Below are 19,256 nucleotides of genomic sequence, written 5' to 3'. Positions count from 1 at the left end.
ACTTGAATAAAAAATTCCGTAGACCATTCAGTTATACCTAAGTTTAGTTTTTTTCTTTTTTTTTCATAAATAGAAAGGTGTTTTTGATTAATTAACGACTTGTTTACTGATGGTTTTCTTGGTTTTATTATATTAGTGTATAATTAATTGACTATATTTTATGAAAAGAATTTTATGCATTCCATTAGTATGGATCTTTCTGCTATTACATTCATGTAATAAGGCTGATGTTACTTCGATTGAAATATCACAAAATGATGTTTATATTGAAAAACTTAAAGCACTGGGTTTCGATTTATCGCAGGGTTTTTATGAGGATGATGGTGGTTTTATAGTTGAAAATGATATTTTTCTCTCTAAAGAGGATATCGATTATCATTCAAATAGAAAATTACTTGAAGTCGTGAAGTTACATGATTTGAGTACTTATGCTTCACTGAATTCTGCAAAAGCAGGTGGAGGTAAAAAATCACAATATCGTACTACAAATATTGTTAGTTTCATTGATCACAGTTCTTACACAAAAACAATTTCTCTCTATTTAGATCCCTCATTAAATAACGTTCTTGGAAATGGATTAGATCAGGCTATCACTCGTTATAACAATCTAGACATTGCGCTAAAATTTATTCGGGTTCAAAATGCAAATGTTGCCTCAATAAGAATTACCCCGGCGGACAATAGCACACCGAAAAAGTACCTTATGAAAGCTGGATTTCCACAATCATCAGGAGCCCCGTATAATAGTATTTTAGTCAATACCAACTACTATAATAATAATACAATAAGGTATGATATTGCTTCAACATTGGCCCATGAAATTGGTCATTGTATTGGGCTGAGACATACGGACTATATGAATCGCGTGTTTAGTTGTGGTGTACGACCTACACCTTCTAATGAAGGGAGTGGAGCGGAAGGAGCAGTGCATATACCTGGAACTCCCACGGATGGCGAGACAAATTCCTTTATGTTAGCTTGTAGTGATGGCTTAGATAAACCCTTTACTCAAAATGATATTTTAGCATTGAAAACAATTTATCCGCTAAAAGTCCCGTCTTTCTATGTAGCTTTAAGCACTATTATTTTGGAAGATAGATCTTCCTATAGTTCTTGTTGCGATTATAATGATTATGACGTTAAATATGAAGCGAAATTTTACAAAGATCAAGCCGGAACAATCCCATATTACCCTACTTCTCCATTTATACTTCGGGGAGCTCTTTTTCATAATAATTCGCTTGTTCAGCAATTAAATATAAACATTCCTACGGGAGTTCAATCTTATGTTTTTGGAACATATACCAATACTTCTGTATTAGAATGGGGAACGACTGTATCTCAAGATGAATATCAGGTAATTGTATATCCTGACTATGACTTATATTTAATGAGATAGTATATGTCATTATAACATAATATATAACAGAAAAGGTTAAGAGATAATCTTGACCTTTTCCATTATACTAATCGATCTTTCCACCTAAACGAACAAAAACTACCCCCTTAATACAGACTGGCTTGCTGATATTTGGTTATAACTTAATTATAAACCCAACTGATGATGAAGCAGTTCTGTATGTCCATACTCCTGGGTATTGGCGTCTGCATGTCTCTTTGTGCATTTGCGCAAAGCACAGACCTGGTTAATTGGCCGGCGCAGGCTGACCCCAGATTAATAGGTGATCTCGTGGCTCAACGTTTTGTGGCAAGTCCGCATAACAGTTTTAAACCGCCAGCTCCACCAAAAAACATTACTTATCCCGAAGTCTGTGCCTGGTATGGAGCATTGAAGTATGCCGAAGTGAGCAACAATAAGACCTTATTGACGCAATTGACACAACGCTTTATGCCTTTGTTTGACACGGAAAAACACCTTGTTCCGCGACCTTGGCATGTGGACTTTTCCGTCTTTGGAACGGTTCCGCTGGAAATCTATTTGCAAACGAAAAACAAGAAATGCTATACCATGGGAATGCGTTTTGCAAATGCACAATGGTCCATTCCGATTGACTCCCCTCAGGTTGTAAAAGACGGTTATCAGAAATTTCTCGATAAAGGACTTACCTGGCAGACCCGCTACTGGATTGACGATATGTATATGATTACCATGATTCAATCAAAAGCCTTTCAGGTAACGGGAGATCAGCACTATATTGATCGTGCCGCCCATGAAATGGTGGTCTATCTCGATACTATTCAAAAAGAAAATGGTCTTTTTTATCATGCACCGGATGCGCCTTTCTTTTGGGGACGCGGGAATGGCTGGATGGCCGCGGGAATGAGCGAATTGCTATCTTCATTAAAGAAAGATAACCCCAATAGACCCAAAATATTGGCTGCTTACCGCAAAATGATCACAAGCCTAAAGAAGTATCAGCGTCCGGACGGCCTTTGGGGGCAATTGATTGATAAACCTGAATCCTGGGTAGAAACTTCGGGTTCCGCCATGTTCACTTATGCCATTATTATGGGCATAAGACAGGGATGGCTCGATGCTAAGGAATATACGCCGATCGCACGCAAGGCATGGATTGCTTTGACGGGCTACATCAACAAAGACGGCGATATCAGCAACGTCTGTGAAGGTACCAACCGAAAAAATGATTACCAGTACTACCTCGATCGAAAACAGAAAACAGGGGATATGCACGGCCAGGCGCCCATACTTTGGTGTGTGTACGCTTTATTAAAAAAATAACCAGCTATGATGAGATTATGGATAATTTTGCTGCTTTTGTTGGCGACAGCAGCATCGGCACAACCTATTCGTTGGCAGGAACAATACCCCGGTGTTTGGAAAGGAACATTTGGCAAACCCGATAATTATACGCTGCTATCTGCAGCAGGGGCCACACCTCAAGCTGCGACCCTCGAACGCTTGCAGTCTGTCGATTTTCCTTTACCCAAGATGGAGGTGCATGCCGAACTGATCGATGGTAAAACATACCTGCGGTTCCCACTGCAAAAAAACGAACAGATCTACGGATTGGGACTTAATTTTCAGACGGTACATCAGCGAGGGAAGATTCTTAATCTGCATGTCGACCATTACGGTGGCAAAGATAATGGGCGCACCCATGCACCTGTTCCGTTCTACGTCTCTTCCAGAGGATATGGTGTATTGGTTAACTCAGCACAATATTTAACGTATTATGTGGGAACAGGCGTACGGAAAGATGCTAAAGTTCCTGCAGAGGTAAAAGATCGCAATACCGATAAAAGCTGGAACTCCCGGCCTTACTCCGATGCGGTGGAAGTATATGTACCTACAGAAGGAGCGGAAGTTTATGTATTTGCAGGCATCAATCCGCTCGATGCCATAAAACGCTATAACCTCTTTTGTGGTGGTGGTGCCCTGCCGCCGAAATGGGGGCTTGGTTTTACGCAACGTGTACAAAAGCTTTATACGGCTGATGAGGTGATCAAGGAGGTGGCGGAATTTGAGGAACATGGCTTCCCGCTTAATTTTATTGGTCTCGAACCCGGCTGGCAGTCCAAGGCTTACCCTTGCTCATTTGAATGGGATAAGGGACGTTTTCCAAACCCGGCAGCCTTGATAAAGAAACTGGCCGATAAAGGTGTGCGCCTAAACCTATGGACAAACCCTTATATCTCTCCAGAATCTCCTATCAGTAAAACTATTGAACCTTTTACCGGCTCGCATACGGTGTGGAATGGAACTGTTCCTGATCTGAATCATCCAGACGCAAAACGCATCCTTGCAGGCCAACTGAGCCGTTCGCAGATCGATATCGGCATCAGCGGATATAAGATTGATGAAGTCGATGGTTACGACTACTACCTTTGGCCGGACATGGCGAAATTTCCCTCAGGCATCAGTGGGATACAAATGCGGCAAACCTATGGTGTACTTGCACAAAAATTGACCGACAGTCTATACCGCCAGCACAACAAACGGACGTTTGGACTTGTGCGTGCATCCAACGCTGGAGCCAACAACATGCCCTACGTGATCTATAACGACTATTATAGTCATCAGGACTTCATCACCGCACTGGTCAATAGCGGGTTTTGCGGCGTACTGTGGACACCGGAGGTAAGGGGCTCCAAAACAGGCGAGGAGTGGTTGCGCCGTTTCCAGACTGTTGTATTCTCACCAATGGCCATGATCAATGCTTGGTCGAGTGGAACAAAACCCTGGTCTTTTCCTGAAGTGGCCGAAAAAGTGAAGTACTATGCGCAGTTGCGGATGGAATTGATGCCTTATCTCTATTCTGAATTTGCAAAATATCATTTTGAAGGAACACCTCCTTTTCGGGCCATGGTCTTAGAAGAGGGATTTCAGGGGCAAACAAAAGCGAGCCTGAGCAATCAGGATCTGGAAACCAATCCTTATCTGGAAGCGGTAAACAAGGAGGTAAAAGATCAGTACATGTGTGGTGAATATCTGTTGGTGGCGCCTTTATTTACAGGCGAGTCTACTAGAAAGGTGCTTTTGCCTAAGGGTAACTGGTACGATTTCTATTCGGGCCGTTATGTCGGTAATGGCGAGGAAATCGTTGCCAAACCCGAAGACGATCGGATACCCGTCTATGTAAAAGATGGTGGCATCATTCCAATGACGACAGCGCGGCTTCATGCGCCTGCAGCAGGAGAAAAAGTAAACCTGGTTATCCGGCATTATGGGGAGAAGGAGGGGATGTATAACCTGTATGACGATGATGGTCTGAGTTTCGATTATGAGAAAGGGGCCTATTCTTGGCGTAGGGTAGTCCTGAAAAGAAATGCGTCCGGGAAACTGGAAGGCGATATCTCGGCACCAGCCAAAAATAAACCGAATACGATAGGTACAGTAAAGTTTGAATTTATGGGGCATTGATATTGTTTCGAACAATAATCTATGTTTTAAGCCCCTAAAAACCATTTTTTACCGCTAAAAAGACCAAAAAATACACTGTTTAACCTCGCAGATTGACTGATATTTGAGGTAACTGATTATAAAAAATAACCAATTTATTAAATGCATGGCCGGGTTATCGATCATCTTCTCATGATAGACAATCGCCATAAAAACTGATTTATTATGATAAAAAGTATCACAAAAATGGGGTGCTTTGTACTCTTCCTATTTCTAGCCTTGGGGAGTATAGGCTTACCGGTCTTTGCCCAACAAAACATTCGGCTTTCAGGAAAGGTGACCAACAAAAAAGGAGAGGCACTGCAGGGAGTCACTGTTCGTATCAAAGGGAAAAGTCAGGGGACAAGTACAGATGCCACGGGGAAGTATCAGCTCGATGTTGTATCATCCAGTACCGTTGTCTTTAGTCAAGTAGGCATGAAAGAGCAGGAGCGCGCTGTCGGTAACCAGCGGCAACTAGATGTGACGTTGGAAGATAGTGACAATGCGCTGGATGAAATTGTTGTTACGGGTTATGGTGGTGTTGCAAAGAAACGTGACCTTACGGGCGCTATCTCTTCCGTCAACGCAAAGAAAATAGAAGAACGTCAGCCCATTAACCTTTTCGATGCCTTACAGGGGCAGGCTGCCGGAGTCCTTATTGTCAATGACGGTGGTGGAGCACCTGGGGCGACAGGCTCTATTCAGGTGCGGGGTACCTCCACGTTGAATGGGGGAAATGGTCCTTTATACCTGGTCGATGGAGTAATTAACCCCGATGGTGCCACCATAAATCCAACAGATATCGAGAATATCGAGGTCCTCAAAGATGCTGCTTCTGCATCTATTTATGGATCGCGTGCAGCCAATGGCGTAATCCTCATCACAACCAAGCGCGGATCAGAGGGAAGACCCATGGTTAATGTCAATTACAATCATCTTTTCGGCCGTCTAGCTCATTATATCCCGGTAAGTAACTCTGCTGAAGTAAGGGCTTTCCGGTATATTCAAGGCCTCAATACCAATACGGATTCCATCAACCCAAGTTTCAATTCCGACAACGATTTACAAAGAATCTTGTTGGGAAACCTTGCTCAAAAGAAGGAAATCAAGATGAGCGTTTCCGGTGGTCAGAAAAATCTCCGTTACTACAGCAGTTTGAATTACCTGGATGATAAATCGATCATCTTGAATAGTTACGCCAAGCGTTTACAGTCACGTATCAATGTTGAATATCAGTTTTCATCCAAATTGAGGTATTCCAACAACATTTCTTTTTCCTGGCAAAAAGGCAATACGATTCCAATCGGCAATACGATTCGCGTCGTGATGGACCGTCCGGCATATTCCTTGATTTACTATCCTGATGGCTCTTTAACAAGCTACATCGGTTCGAAGCGGAATCCTGTCGCCAACGCCTTGTTTGAAAAAAATATGGATGAAACCTATTCCGGGCAATTTAACAATCAGTTGGATTATCAAATTCGAGACGACCTGAAATTTACGACCTTGTTTAATGTGCGGTTGGACAATTTACAGAATACCCAATTCTCACCACGGTTTTTATCGGCAAACAAGGATCAGAATAGCGGAACAAACGAGTTTAATAAAACGTTCACTTGGGAGTTTCAATCCTACCTGAATTATAATAAGACTTTTGCACAGGACCATAATGTCACGGCCTTATTGGGATTCAGCTCGGATCGCAGACGCTATGATCGTTTTCATTCTGAATATATGAATAGCGTCAATGAGGAAGTTCTGGTGACTTTTCCAGATTACCTCACGCCGTCAAAAACCTATACCACAGCAACGGCCAACGCTTCTGCCTCTGTTTTTAGCCGGATTGGCTACAATTACAAAGGACGTTATCTCGTTCAGGGATCCTACAGAAGGGATGGTTCATCGCGGTTCGGCGCGACAAATAAATGGGGAAACTTTCTCTCAGCATCTGCTGCTTGGCGCTTTTCGGACGAGAATTTCATGAAATGGGCGAAGCCGGCATTGGTAGATGCTAAATTAAGATACAGCATTGGACAGCTTGGAAATGATAAAGTAGGCGATTATGAATCGTATACAAAAGTAGCCTTTGGCGGGTCTTATAATGGTGTCGGCGGAGCTGCATTGACAAGTACATTTGGAAATAATCGGATCAAATGGGAAACAACCACCCAGAACAATGTGGGCTTAGACCTGACTTTCTTAAATGGCCGATTAGGATTTACGGCAGATTACTATGTCAAGACCACCACCGATCTACTGTATCCACGGGAGCTTGCTAAGGAGACCGGATATGCAAAGGTGAATGTCAACCTTGGAACAATTCGCAACCGCGGAATGGAGTTTGTAATTAGTGGAAAACCAATCGTAACACCTGATTTCAGCTGGGAAGTGAATGGTAATATTTCTTTTGAACGCGGTAAGATCGTGAAGCTGGCAGATGGCATTCCATTTTTCCCGGGCAATAAATGGTACGCGGAAGAAGGCGGCCGTATCGGAAATTTCTATGGCTGGCGCAATTTAGGGGTTTATGCCTGGGACGAGTCTAATGCCTACAATGACAATTGGGAGAAATTGACACTTGTACTTGACGATCAGGGCAAACCGATGTATCGTGATGGAAAAGCAGTCTATACCTTCAATGGTAGTGATTACCAGGGTACAGTACATCAGCTATATGCACCCGATGGTAAACTGAAAGGTGGAGATGCTGAATGGCTTAACAATAAGAAAGATAGTTTGATCAATGACGAAGACCGTATGATTCTCGGCAATGCGACACCAAATTTCTACTTTGGTTTTATGCAGACTTTTAGATACAAACGATTTACCCTAAATGTACTCTTTAATGGTTCATTTGGGGGTGAGGTTTACAATGCGCTGCTGCAACGTCAAAATTATCCGACCAACACAGGAGCAGGATCTCCGGATATGGTCTATAATGTATGGCGCAAACCCGGCGATGTGGCCAAATATCCAAATTATGTGGAGAGAAACAACCGTGGAAATCTAAAAACAAACCAGAATAGCCTTTATATCGAAGATGCAACATTTGTTCGTCTGTCAAGTGCGCGGTTGGCCTATACCTTCGATCCGCAGTTGATCAACAGATTAAAAATGAAAGGGCTTACAGTCTTCGTTTATGGAAGCAACCTGTTGACATGGACCAATTATAGGGGCTACGATCCCGAATTCAGTACAAACAATCCGCTGACACCGGGAGAGGATGATGGCCGTTATCCGAGGAGACGGGAGTTTGGATTTGGCGTAAATATCAATTTTTAGCATTTATCGATTAGGGTAAGTTCCGTCTGAAGGATGGGACAGATAAAATATTTTTGACATGAAAACAAAGATCTTAGCACTGTTACTGCTGTCAGCTACATTGGGGGGCTGTAACAAATTCTTGGAAGAGAAGCCGTTGGCCGAAGTTGCGCTGGACCAGCATTATAAAAACTTATACGATGTGCAGGCCGCAATAGCCGGAATGTATAGCGCCTTTCAGCTTGAAATGGTCGGTAAGGGGAATTATCAGGACAACAAAGACAATTATCTCGAAAAATACCTGTATTGGGGCGAGTATCGTGCCGATAATTTTGACCGTGCAATTAGTTACACCAAAGACTATGTAGACGAGATCGTATTAAATAGCCTTACACCAACCAACCAGTTTTCAGACTGGAGCGGGCTCTATACCGCCATTGGGCGTATCAATAACAATATCAAGTATATTCCAAAGGCAGCGGAATTGGATAGCCGTATTACCCCGGAGATGCTTAAGGATTATCTCGCGCAGTGTTATGCGCTTCGAGCGATGTGTTATTTCTATCTCGTCCGTGTATGGGGCGATGCTCCGATATGGCTTGAACCTTATGAGGATGTACAACAGCCCGCTGCCAGCGCACGTGAACCGAAAGATAAGATATTGAATGAGGTCATTATTCCAGATCTGGAAAAAGCCTATTCTTTGGTCGATAAAGATGCGAAAAACGCCCTATGGACAATCGGAGGGGCAGGAATATGCGCGATCATGTCTGATGTGTATATGTGGAAAAAGGATTATCAAAATGCAACAAAATGGATTACACGCCTGTTTTTGACAAAGTCTCCTACAGGAGTGAGCTATGCCGGAACCAATGAAACCAATTTGCAGGATGGCGCAAGCTGGAAAACTATTTTTGTCAATCCAACTTCCAGTAAAGAAACGATTTGGAGTATCCATTGGGACTACTTAAAAAATGGCTGTGCCTGTATGCAAACGTCGTGGTCTCCCAATAATAAGCAGATCATAGTCGATGAAGGAGTGTGGGCAACCTGGTTTCAGCCACAAACGACAACCTCGCCAAGTCCTGATATTCGACCTCAGCAAACATTGGATGTCTATTTTGGATTGCCAAGCAACAAGAGAGATCGCTTTATTAAGTGGTATCCAACCGATGCAAATCCAACCAAAGCGGATCCATGGCCGGTGACAAATCAGGCCCTACCGGTTTATTTGACCATGTACCGGCTGAGTGACATGTATCTCTTATACGCTGAAGCGTTGAATGGCCTCGGGGACCGAACCAATGCCCTCAAATATTTAAACTTTGTCCGCAAGCGTGCACGCCTGCCACAGTATGATGCAAATGATGCAACTATTGCCACAAGCTACCAGTTGGAAACGGCAATTTTGGATGAACGTCGTTTGGAACTTTTTGGTGAAGGTAAGAGGTGGTTTGATCTGGTACGCACTGGACGTGTGAAGGACGTGATGGATCCAATCTTGAAACGTAGACAGGAAGAAGCGGGTAATTTAGAAAAACCTGGATTCCTAGATCCAACAAACAGAGTGTATTGGCCTATTCATCGGAATGTTTTAAACTCCAATAAATCATTGGTTCAAAATCCCGGATATACAGATTAATAGAAGAATTTAAATCAGAGAGTCATGAAAAGAATGTTTAAGACCAAATGGACATATAGCGCTATCATCGTAGCAAGTCTATTAATGACAAGTTGTTCACTTTTCGATTTGGAACTGCAAAAAGATTACGACTACGAACATAAAACTTTAGATCCCAATATTGGGATAAGTGCGCGGAAATTTTTGGAGAACCGATCGTATGAGACGGTAGAAAACCCAACGGATACAGTTTTCAAATGGATGCGGAAGGGCTTAGAATATGCAGGAATTCCTTTGGAAGAATTTGAGAAAAACGATAGAACCTTTATTTTCTTACATAACGAAGCCATAAAGACTTGGGATACTAAAACGAAGAAGGTGACAGCAGGCCTGTTTTTTGACTTCCCAATTGTGACCGGAGTGGATGGAACAGGCAAACCGATTACGAGGCCGGCAACAAAATGGGAAGAATACAATAAAGATGATGTCCGTAACTATTTTCTTTATCTCATGCTGCAAGGGAATTACAACTTCGATAAGCTAACTATTGAAAACACCAAAGCCAAAACGATGCTTCCAGCGAACACTGTTGCCAGCAAAAGTTCTTTATTGGGATACATGAATGAAGGCAAAGGTTTTGATCAGGAAGGGCTGATGGTGTTACGGCTGGTTAATAACAGCGATTTGGCGCCGATTCAGATTAACAATAAAACAACCAATCGGTCCGGGGGGTATATTGTGACGAATGGCGTGGTTCATGTCTTTGGAAGCAAGGGCAATACAACAGTTTATCCTTTTTCGGGAGCACTTTAACGAAAGAACCTTTTAAACAAATTTAAATATGATCAAAAAGAATTCAGTTATTGCTTCACTTCTGCTGCTATTGGCGGTAGGAACTAGCTGTGAGAAATCGCCAGCCGAAAAACTCACTTTAAACAGTATTGCCTGTGTGCAATGCCACACCATTCAGTCGGCAGCGGATCTTCAGGCACTGAGCTTACAGCCCGGAGACACGGTCATTATGAAGTCCGGCCAATGGACCAATCAGGAACTAACCTTCAGTGCTCAGGGGACAAAACAGCAACCTATTGTATTGATGGCAGAGCAGCGGGGGGCAGTTATCATGAAAGGTACTTCTTCTGTTAGTATCACGGGACAATGGTTAGTTGTGGATGGACTTGTATTCCAGGAAGGGTATACGACAGGAAAAAATGTGGTGGATTTCACCTCTTCCTCTTCAAACTGCCGCCTTACCAATACGTCGATTGTAGACTATAATCCACCGGCAGCAACGACCGACTACCGTTGGGTTTCCATCAATGGATCCTACCATCGCATTGACCACTGCTATTTAAAAGGAAAGACCCATCAGGGACCGACCATGGTCGTATGGGGAACCAGTAAACCAATGAAACACCGAATTGATCACAACTTCTTTGGTGAGCGTGCTGCGGTACCGGATAATGGCGGGGAAACCATCCGTGTCGGAACCAGCGACTGGTCGATGACAAATGCACTGACAACCATTGAAGATAATATTTTTCAGCGCTGTAACGGCGAAACGGAAATTATATCCAATAAGATGGGGGCCGATACGATCCGCAACAACTATTTCTATGAAAGCCAAGGAACCCTATGTCTGCGGCATGGCAATGGATCTGCCGTTTATGGCAACTATTTTGTTGGTAATGGCAATAGCGCCGCTGGCGGTATTCGTATCATAGGTGAAGATCATCTTGTCTACAACAATTACTTCCAGAATATGGCCGGCACGGGGCAAAAGGCTGCGTTGGCCATTATGGACGGTGTACCAAATTCACCTTTAAGCGGTTACTTTCAGGTAAAACGCGTGAAAGTTGTTGCCAATACAATGATCAAGTGTAAGCAGTCATTTGATATAGGTTCAGGCAAAGGTGGCAATAGCCGGACATTGCCGCCAACGGATGGGCATATCGCAAATAACGTGGTTTCTCAATCTGCCCAATCTACCATGTTGACCTTTACCGATCAACCGGTCAATTTTGTGTATCAGGGAAACATCGTTTTTGATGTACCGACAAGTCAACAACTGCCGGCTGGATTTACCCGAGTTAATCCACAGTATACGCTAACAACAGATGGCATCTATGAGCCAACGAGTAGCAGCCCGGTATTGGGTGCCTTTGTAGGGAATTATCCTTTTGCGGCAGCGGCAGATGCTGGAGCGCCTAAACTGGATACAAAACACCGCGATCTGCTGAAAGCCCAAAATATAGGTCCTGTATTTATGACCGGCCTGGGAAATAGTTTGGTCATTAATCCTTAAAAGACACTAAACATTATTTTATGCGGGGAATAAATCGTTTATTCCCCGCTTTTTTTGCGGTAAATAATGCTTGTATTTGCCGCATATAATTTTGAGATCAACGGAAACATACTGCTACCAAATTATACCTAAAAACAATTTTCAATCAGCTTTTAGACAGTAATCAGTCATTGTTTATTCAGTCGTCACTGAGCAAGCACTGAACAATCACTGAACGAGCACTGTAAAAAGACCGAACTTGGTCACCCTCTGATCTTCGTTTGCTGCAGCTATGCTATCTTTCCGTGGATTGGCTATTGTTCAATGAATTCCTGTTGCGTAACTGGAGCTACTATGGCCTTATCGAAAAGATTAAATACAAGGCTAAAATGGTCGGTATTAACATTATTATAGAATGAATTAATCCAATTTTTCGCCCCGATAAAATTTCGTATACGCATCCCGTGCATAGCCGTTGTCTAAGTACTCAAACGTGCTAGCACCGGCTCCCTTTAACTCCTGGCCCCGATAGAAAACTGCCCAGGAGTCTTTTGCATAACCTCCTCCAAGCGCTTTAAATGTAGATGGCGAGGCACCCTTAACTTTTACCCCCTGATAATAAACTACCCAGGGATCTGCTGCATAGCCGTTTCCGATTAATTTGAACGAGTTGGGGCTGCCGCCCTCGACTTTGACTCCGCGATAAAAAAGATTCCAGGCATCTTTGGCATAGCCATCATCAAGGTATTCAAAGGTTGAAGCAGAAGCCTCTTCCACTTTCTGATTTTTGTAAAAAACAGACCAATTATCCTTGGTGTATTGACCGCCAAGGGGCTGTGTGTTAGGACCTGCAAATTTATCATTCTTTTCACCCCTATAATAGCTCGACCAATTATCTTTTGCATAACCCCGGCCGAGATTTTCAAAGCTTGAAGCATTGGCTCCATTAATTTCCTTGCCTAAATAATAAGCTTTCCAGGGGTCTTTGCTGTAACCATTTCCCAGTATCTTGAAAGAAGACGCTGTTGCATTTGACAGTGGCTTGCCATTAAAATAAACCCTCCAGGCATCGCTAGCATAACCGTCTCCCAGGAATTGAAAAGTGGATGGACTTGCATCAGCTATTATTGCTCCTCGAAAATAAACCTTCCAGGTATCCTTTGCATAACCCGAACCTAAAAATTGAAATGAACCGGCATTGGCGTTCGGAATTTCTTTACCGCGATAATAAACGCGTGATCCGATTTTGCTGTAACCATCGCCCAGATGGTCCTGAAGGAAAAGGGCAGTACGGTTATATTGCGCAATATTTGCACAAATAGCCTGTGTGGCAGTAGTCAACAAAAGAAGAACGAGCATGGTTTTAAATGGGACTTTTGTCATCATATAGGGCATCGGGTTAAATTTGAAAGCAAATGATCATGGTGTACTCTTGTTAATGAGACCCGGTAATACGAGTAAAGTTTAGTCATTAATTAAATTTTTTGTACGCTATCTTGCCCTTGTTCCGAGATCGGTCTGCTGTTTGTTTGCTGATTCTTTGCTGTTCCTCTGCTGTTTGTTTGCCGTTTCTTTGCTTATTCTTCGGGTCTTCTTCGTATCTGCTTCGAGAATGGTTTGCTATTCGTTTGCCGTTTCTTTGGTGTTTCTTTGGTGTTTCTTCGCTGTTTCTCTGCTAAAATGGTAATTAAATAGCAACCAATCGGCACAGAATAGGCAAAGAATAAGCAAGCAAGGGGGCCAGTATGTCCCTAGCATACCTTACGCGAATACGACCAATCACCCTAGAGAAGGCTAATGCGATCGCAAAAACAGGGTCTATGGGTAAGCTAAGCTTCCTAACAGCAAAAGGCTGGATACAAGGTTGCATAGATGGCACTTATTTGGTCGGCTGTAAGTGTATTTCGGGAAAGGAGTAGCTGGAATCCTGGATCGTGGTAAACAGGGAATAATCGGTGTAATTCGGAACGGCTATTCGCAGGAGATAGCTGCCCTTTTTTACCACCTGTATTTTAAATTCGCCATTGCTATTTCTAACGGTATCCCGACCTAATAAAGCCAAGGGTTCCCTTTCCTTATTGGACGCATAGGTTTCAATAATAAAATACCCAACGGGGTTATACTGATGGTCAACTAACCGACCCGTAATACGGTAAGGTGGAGTAGTAAACAGCCCATACAGTGAACAAGAGAGTAGCAGTAGTTTTAGCATATTTTTCCAAGGGTGTAGCTCGATAACATACAGGTAACCAGCTGATGAATCTTAAAACGGAGATCCTCACCTCGCGATTGGAATGACGATCTATGCAAAGGTAGCCTGCTGCGTCATTGAATACATATCACAAGCTTATGAAAAACTATCATTTTGCATTTTCTGCTTGTATGCGGAAGGAGATAAGCCCGTCAGTTTTTTGAAAAATCTGGAAAGATTATTAGGATCGCTGAAATGAAGTTCAAAGGCAATTTGGGCGATAGACTGTTCATCCAATAGCAGCCGCTGTTTGATTTCTTGTATTTTTCGATGTTGGAGGAGGGTAATTGGGCTATGTCCGGTGTAGGCTTTGATTTTGTTATTCAGCTCATTGCGGTGTATTTTTAGTAAACTAGCATATTGGTTGCAGTTCAGGTTGGAATTGACATGCTCTTCCAGGAGCATTTTAAATCGAGTGAACAAATTGTTGTTCGCGCTTTCGCTGGCTATATGATGAAATGCACGAAATAGCCGGTCCAGTCGAAGTAAAATACTGGCAAGTAATGCGCGAATCATATTGGGGCTGTCGGATCGGAACGCGCCGATTTCAAAAACAATTTCGGAGAGCATGGACTTGAACAACTCAAAATCACCCTCCATCGCGACAATATAAGGTGCAAACGAATAGTTGTAAAAATAGGGGAGTTTGTATACCAGTGTTTTATCCTGAAAGAAAGATTCCAAAAACTCGGGCTTAAAGATTAAATGAAATCCTTTGACACCGTTTTTATCAAAGTCACATTGCTTAATTTGGTTGGGTGAAGCGAATAAGATTGTGCCTGGGCATAATTCGATGCGTTTTTCATTGGTATATGCGACTCCGTTTCCCTGTTCAAAAAACATGATCTCAAAAAAGTTGATGGTGTGCGGACCGGCCTCAAAAATCAGATCGGTATTATCCTCGAACCGATGGGCATCCATCGCTAAGGGAAAGCCGTATTTGCTGTCGTCAAAATCAAAATAACGCATAATAATGTCTTCAAGCCAATAGGAAACGCCTAAGCGTTAAAATCGCAATGAATAAATATAATAGTTTTTCTGAATATTGCTTGACAGGGAATTGAGGCCCCATCCGTGAAATGCAAGGGCTACCGGTCAAAAAAATACGAGTCATGTCATATTCAGGTCAATGAAAGGCTGTATAATCTCCTTAATTTGAAAAAGTAATATTTTTTTTGTATATTGCTGGTTATGAGTTTTAAAGAAAAATTAGAGAACTGGCGCACGTCAATCAATCGCGCCGGTAGTGGTGAGGAATTGTATATTTTGCTTTTGAACTATAAAAGGTTTATCAACAAAAATTGGGTGGACGATTTTGGCGATCCAGGCAACTGGAAATCGGAATTAAATCAGGTCATCAGCAAAGTAAGAAACAAGGTGGATGTAGCAGATATCCGAGCCTGCCAAGATTTATCGTCCTATCAGGACGATGCCCGGCAGACCGCACATTCACTCAATCATACGTTAAAATATCATCACTCATTGACAAAAGGGTAGGCTAGGCCTACCTTTTTTTGTGATCAAAATTTTTTAAATTATTTACTAAGCGGGATGTATAATCAGCCATGATTGTACATCCCGCTTTATTTTTCCCTTATTTCCTCGTGGTAAATAGTGGCTCGCTAGCCTAGTTATGACACACAGCCTGAACCTATTATTGAAAAAAATATTTGCCCATGTCAGAAAATGTTTTTACTATTGTAAAGTAGTATAGAATAGTATAGATTACTAGCCACTATACTATAAACTAATAACCAATCTATAAGAAGACCAATTTATGATCTACCACATGTATTACCGAATCTGTAAATGGCAGCGATGTAGTCTTGTCTTCCTCTTTCTTCTGCTAACGGGCTTTGTGAACGCACAGTCCAAATCATTTGAATTAAGAGGAGTTGTATTAGATAGTGTCGGACATTTACCCATTTCCAATGTTACAATCGCTTTTGTGGGAAAAAGCGCTGCTGTATCAACGGATGCACAGGGGCAGTTCCTGATCAAAGATGTACACCTCAACGATCAGCTTGTCCTGACTTCGGTCGGATTCGACCGAAAAACTGTTCAGGTCACCAGTACCAACCGGATGACCATCTTTCTGTCTTCATCAAGTTCAAACCTGGATGAAGTAACTGTCGTCGCTTATGGCACACAGAAGAAAACGAGTATGGTCGCTTCGATCACCTCGATCAATCCAAAAGAAATTAAAGGCCCTACCTCCAATCTGACCACCATGCTGGCAGGTCGGGTAGCGGGTTTAATTGCGTATCAGCGCAGTGGTGAACCCGGAAATGATAATGCCTCGTTCTTTATTCGTGGTGTCGGGACCTTTGGTGCCGGAAAAAAAGATCCCTTGATTCTGATCGATGGGATGGAATCGAATACAACAGCTTTAGCGCGGCTACAGCCCGATGATATTGCTGGTTTTTCGGTACTGAAAGATGCGGCCGCCTCTGCATTGTATGGTGCCAGAGGTGCAAATGGTGTGGTTCTGGTGAATACCAAAAGTGGTATCGTGGGAAAAGCAAAATTTAATGCGCGTTTCGAAAACTCAATTTCTACCAATACACGAAATTTCCAATTTGCCGATAACATTACCTACATGAACCTGGCAAATGAAGCGGTATTGACGCGTAATCCCAAAGGGGCTTTGCCTTATGACCAAAATAAAATCGATCATACCGCAAGGGGCGACGATCCGCTACTTTATCCAAATAATAACTGGATCGATCAATTGATTAAAGATTATACAAACAACCAGCGTTTCAATTTCAACGTAACTGGCGGGGGAAACCTGGCGCAATATTATGTCGCGGGTACTTTCAACAATGACAGGGGAATTTTGAAATCAGAAAGCGGCAATAATTTTGACAATAACATTAACCTCAAAAATTATTCGATACGTTCCAATATCACTTTAAATGTAACCCCGACGACCATAGGAATTATCCGTACATCGGCACAGTTTGACGATTATAAGGGACCCATCGGTGGTTATGATGATTGGGGTAATTTGATCAATGGGGGGCAACGGGTATTCAAAGAGGCCATCTGGTCCAATCCGGTGATGTTCCCGGCAGTCTATCCAGCTTCTTACGCACCGTTTACAACCCATCCGCTCTTCGGAAATAGCTTTATACCGACGACAAAGACTTTGTACAATAACCCTTATGCCAAGATGGTCAACGGTTTTCAGGAATACAATAGTTCAACCGTCAATGTACAATTGGAGCTGAAACAGAACTTTGATTTTATCACAAAAGGCTTGTCGGCCCGTTTGATGGCTTATACACAACGGTACTCGTATTTTTCAGTACGCAGAAGCTTTGAGCCCTTCTACTATAATCTGCTGAAAATACCGGGTACAAACAATACGGTATTGAGCTTGCTGAATGAAAACCAGGGAACGGAATACCTGGACTACAGTCAAGGCGATAGGATACAGAATACAACGACCTATGGCGAATTTGCGGTCAATTATAACCGAACCATTGGAAAGGATCACGACATCACGGGTATGCTCATCGGTATCATGCGCAATTATCAGACAGCAAACGGGGGCAATTTACAGGCCTCTCTGCCAGCACGTAACATTGGTGTGTCTGGACGCGCAACGTATGCTTATAAAAATAAATACCTTTTCGAAGCAAACTTTGGTTACAACGGTTCCGAGCGCTTTTCTAAAGATAAACGATTTGGCTTTTTCCCCTCTTTTGGGGTAGGCTGGAACCTCCAGGAAGAGCCGATGTTTGAATTTATGACACCGGTGGTATCTCGTTTAAAACTACGGGCAACCTACGGTTTGGTGGGTAACGACCAGATCGGTAACGACCGCGACCGCTTTTTCTATTTATCGCAGGTTAATCCAAATGATAATGGAAAAGGCTTTTCCTGGGGAAATCTTTGGGATTATACCCGACCGGGTTATTCCATCTCGCGTTACGCCAATCCCAATATTACCTGGGAGCGTGCCAAAACATTTGATGCAGGTTTTGATCTGAATCTTAAAAATGGATTGGGTGTTGTCTTTGACTACTACAACTCCAAGCGAAGTGATATCTTAATGGTACGCTCAACGATTCCGACGACTGCAGGTTTTCAGGCCGATATTCAATCCAATATGGGCAAAGCGGAAAGCAAGGGATTTGACCTGGCTTTGGATTACAACAAATCCTTTGCAAATACCTGGTGGACGCAGTTGCGCGGTAATATGACCTATGCGACCAATCGCTTGTTGACCAACGAAGAGCCAAACTATCCGGCAAATTTATCTTACCTGACACATTTAGGTTATCCGATTAAACAACAATATGGTTTGATCGCCGAACGCTTATTTGTAGATGATATTGAAGCCGATAATTCGCCATTGCAAAATTTTGGTGGAGCATTGAAAACAATGGGCGGTGATATCAAATACCGTGACATTAACGGTGATGGCAAAATAACTGATCTGGATAAAGTGCCCATCGGTTTTCCAACGGATCCTGAAATTATCTACGGTATGGGATTCACCGTCGGTTTCAAAGGATTTGATGTCAGTGCTTTCCTACAGGGCTCTGCACGTTCATCGTTTTTTATTAATCCCGGAAATATCACGCCTTTCGCCATCAATGGCCCCTATCAAAATGGACTGTTAAAACAGGTGGCCGATAGTCACTGGTCGGAAGATAATCAGGATATCCGTGCATTTTGGCCACGATTGACCGACGGATTCAATAACAACAATAATCAATTCTCGACCTGGTGGATGCGCAATGGTGCCTTCCTTCGCCTAAAATCTGTTGAATTGGGCTATACGGTACCAAAGAAGATCCTGGATCGCTGGAAGATGTCCAATATCCGCATTTATACCAATGCCCTGAATCTTGCTGTATGGAGCAAATTTAAAATGTGGGATCCTGAAATGGGCGGTGATGGTTTGGGGTACCCGGTTCAGGCGGTATATAATATCGGAATCAATGTAGGATTATAAAAAACA

General features: G+C 42.8%; 12 protein-coding genes. 9 read left to right on the top strand and 3 right to left on the bottom strand.

Features of this window, described 5'->3' with window-relative positions:
* Positions 1-160 precede the first annotated feature (160 nt).
* The 7 genes from GVK91_RS24050 (at position 161) to GVK91_RS24020 (ending at position 12,051) form a co-directional block, all read left to right on the top strand.
* Positions 161-1,399, top strand: coding sequence for a M57 family metalloprotease (locus tag GVK91_RS24050; RefSeq protein WP_159731677.1), 1,239 nt, complete (start codon positions 161-163; stop codon positions 1,397-1,399).
* Positions 1,400-1,561: 162 nt separating this feature from the next.
* Positions 1,562-2,701, top strand: coding sequence for a glycoside hydrolase family 105 protein (locus GVK91_RS24045; protein WP_235032984.1), 1,140 nt, complete (start codon positions 1,562-1,564; stop codon positions 2,699-2,701).
* Between the two features lie 6 nt (positions 2,702-2,707).
* On the top strand, positions 2,708-4,843 hold the full coding sequence (locus GVK91_RS24040) for a TIM-barrel domain-containing protein (RefSeq protein WP_159731675.1): 2,136 nt from the start codon (positions 2,708-2,710) through the stop codon (positions 4,841-4,843).
* 204 nt (positions 4,844-5,047) lie between these two features.
* Complete coding sequence (locus GVK91_RS24035; RefSeq protein WP_159731673.1) at positions 5,048-8,146, top strand: TonB-dependent receptor; 3,099 nt, start codon at positions 5,048-5,050, stop codon at positions 8,144-8,146.
* Positions 8,147-8,204: 58 nt separating this feature from the next.
* Positions 8,205-9,767, top strand: coding sequence for a RagB/SusD family nutrient uptake outer membrane protein (locus GVK91_RS24030; RefSeq protein ID WP_159731671.1), 1,563 nt, complete (start codon positions 8,205-8,207; stop codon positions 9,765-9,767).
* 24 nt (positions 9,768-9,791) lie between these two features.
* Complete coding sequence (locus GVK91_RS24025) at positions 9,792-10,559, top strand: hypothetical protein (protein WP_153845186.1); 768 nt, start codon at positions 9,792-9,794, stop codon at positions 10,557-10,559.
* Between the two features lie 28 nt (positions 10,560-10,587).
* Positions 10,588-12,051 carry a polysaccharide lyase 6 family protein gene (locus tag GVK91_RS24020; protein WP_159731669.1) on the top strand — a complete coding sequence of 488 codons (1,464 nt, stop codon included), beginning with the start codon at positions 10,588-10,590 and terminating at the stop codon, positions 12,049-12,051.
* Positions 12,052-12,450: 399 nt separating this feature from the next.
* Here GVK91_RS24020 and GVK91_RS24015 read toward each other — a convergent pair whose 3' ends face one another.
* From GVK91_RS24015 to GVK91_RS24005, 3 genes are all read right to left on the bottom strand, one after another.
* The gene (locus tag GVK91_RS24015) at positions 12,451-13,416 is read right to left on the bottom strand and encodes a DKNYY domain-containing protein (RefSeq protein WP_159731667.1); all 966 of its coding nucleotides are present in this window, start codon (positions 13,414-13,416) and stop codon (positions 12,451-12,453) included.
* 493 nt (positions 13,417-13,909) lie between these two features.
* A complete protein-coding gene (locus GVK91_RS24010) occupies positions 13,910-14,242 on the bottom strand; it encodes a hypothetical protein (protein WP_159731665.1) in 333 nt (110 codons plus the stop codon).
* A gap of 135 nt (positions 14,243-14,377) precedes the next feature.
* Complete coding sequence (locus GVK91_RS24005) at positions 14,378-15,250, bottom strand: AraC family transcriptional regulator (protein ID WP_159731663.1); 873 nt, start codon at positions 15,248-15,250, stop codon at positions 14,378-14,380.
* A 222-nt stretch (positions 15,251-15,472) separates the two neighbouring features.
* On the opposite strand from GVK91_RS24005, the gene GVK91_RS24000 reads away from it, so the two are divergent.
* Together GVK91_RS24000 and GVK91_RS23995 are read left to right on the top strand one after the other, a co-directional pair.
* The gene (locus tag GVK91_RS24000) at positions 15,473-15,778 is read left to right on the top strand and encodes a hypothetical protein (protein ID WP_075993880.1); all 306 of its coding nucleotides are present in this window, start codon (positions 15,473-15,475) and stop codon (positions 15,776-15,778) included.
* Positions 15,779-16,058: 280 nt separating this feature from the next.
* A complete protein-coding gene (locus GVK91_RS23995) occupies positions 16,059-19,250 on the top strand; it encodes a TonB-dependent receptor (protein WP_200845693.1) in 3,192 nt (1,063 codons plus the stop codon).
* The last annotated feature ends 6 nt before the right edge of the window (positions 19,251-19,256 follow it).

Source organism: Sphingobacterium sp. 18053, from assembly GCF_902706145.1.
In the GTDB taxonomy this organism is placed as follows: domain Bacteria; phylum Bacteroidota; class Bacteroidia; order Sphingobacteriales; family Sphingobacteriaceae; genus Sphingobacterium; species Sphingobacterium paramultivorum.
This window is presented reverse-complemented; position numbering and strand designations above follow the sequence as displayed.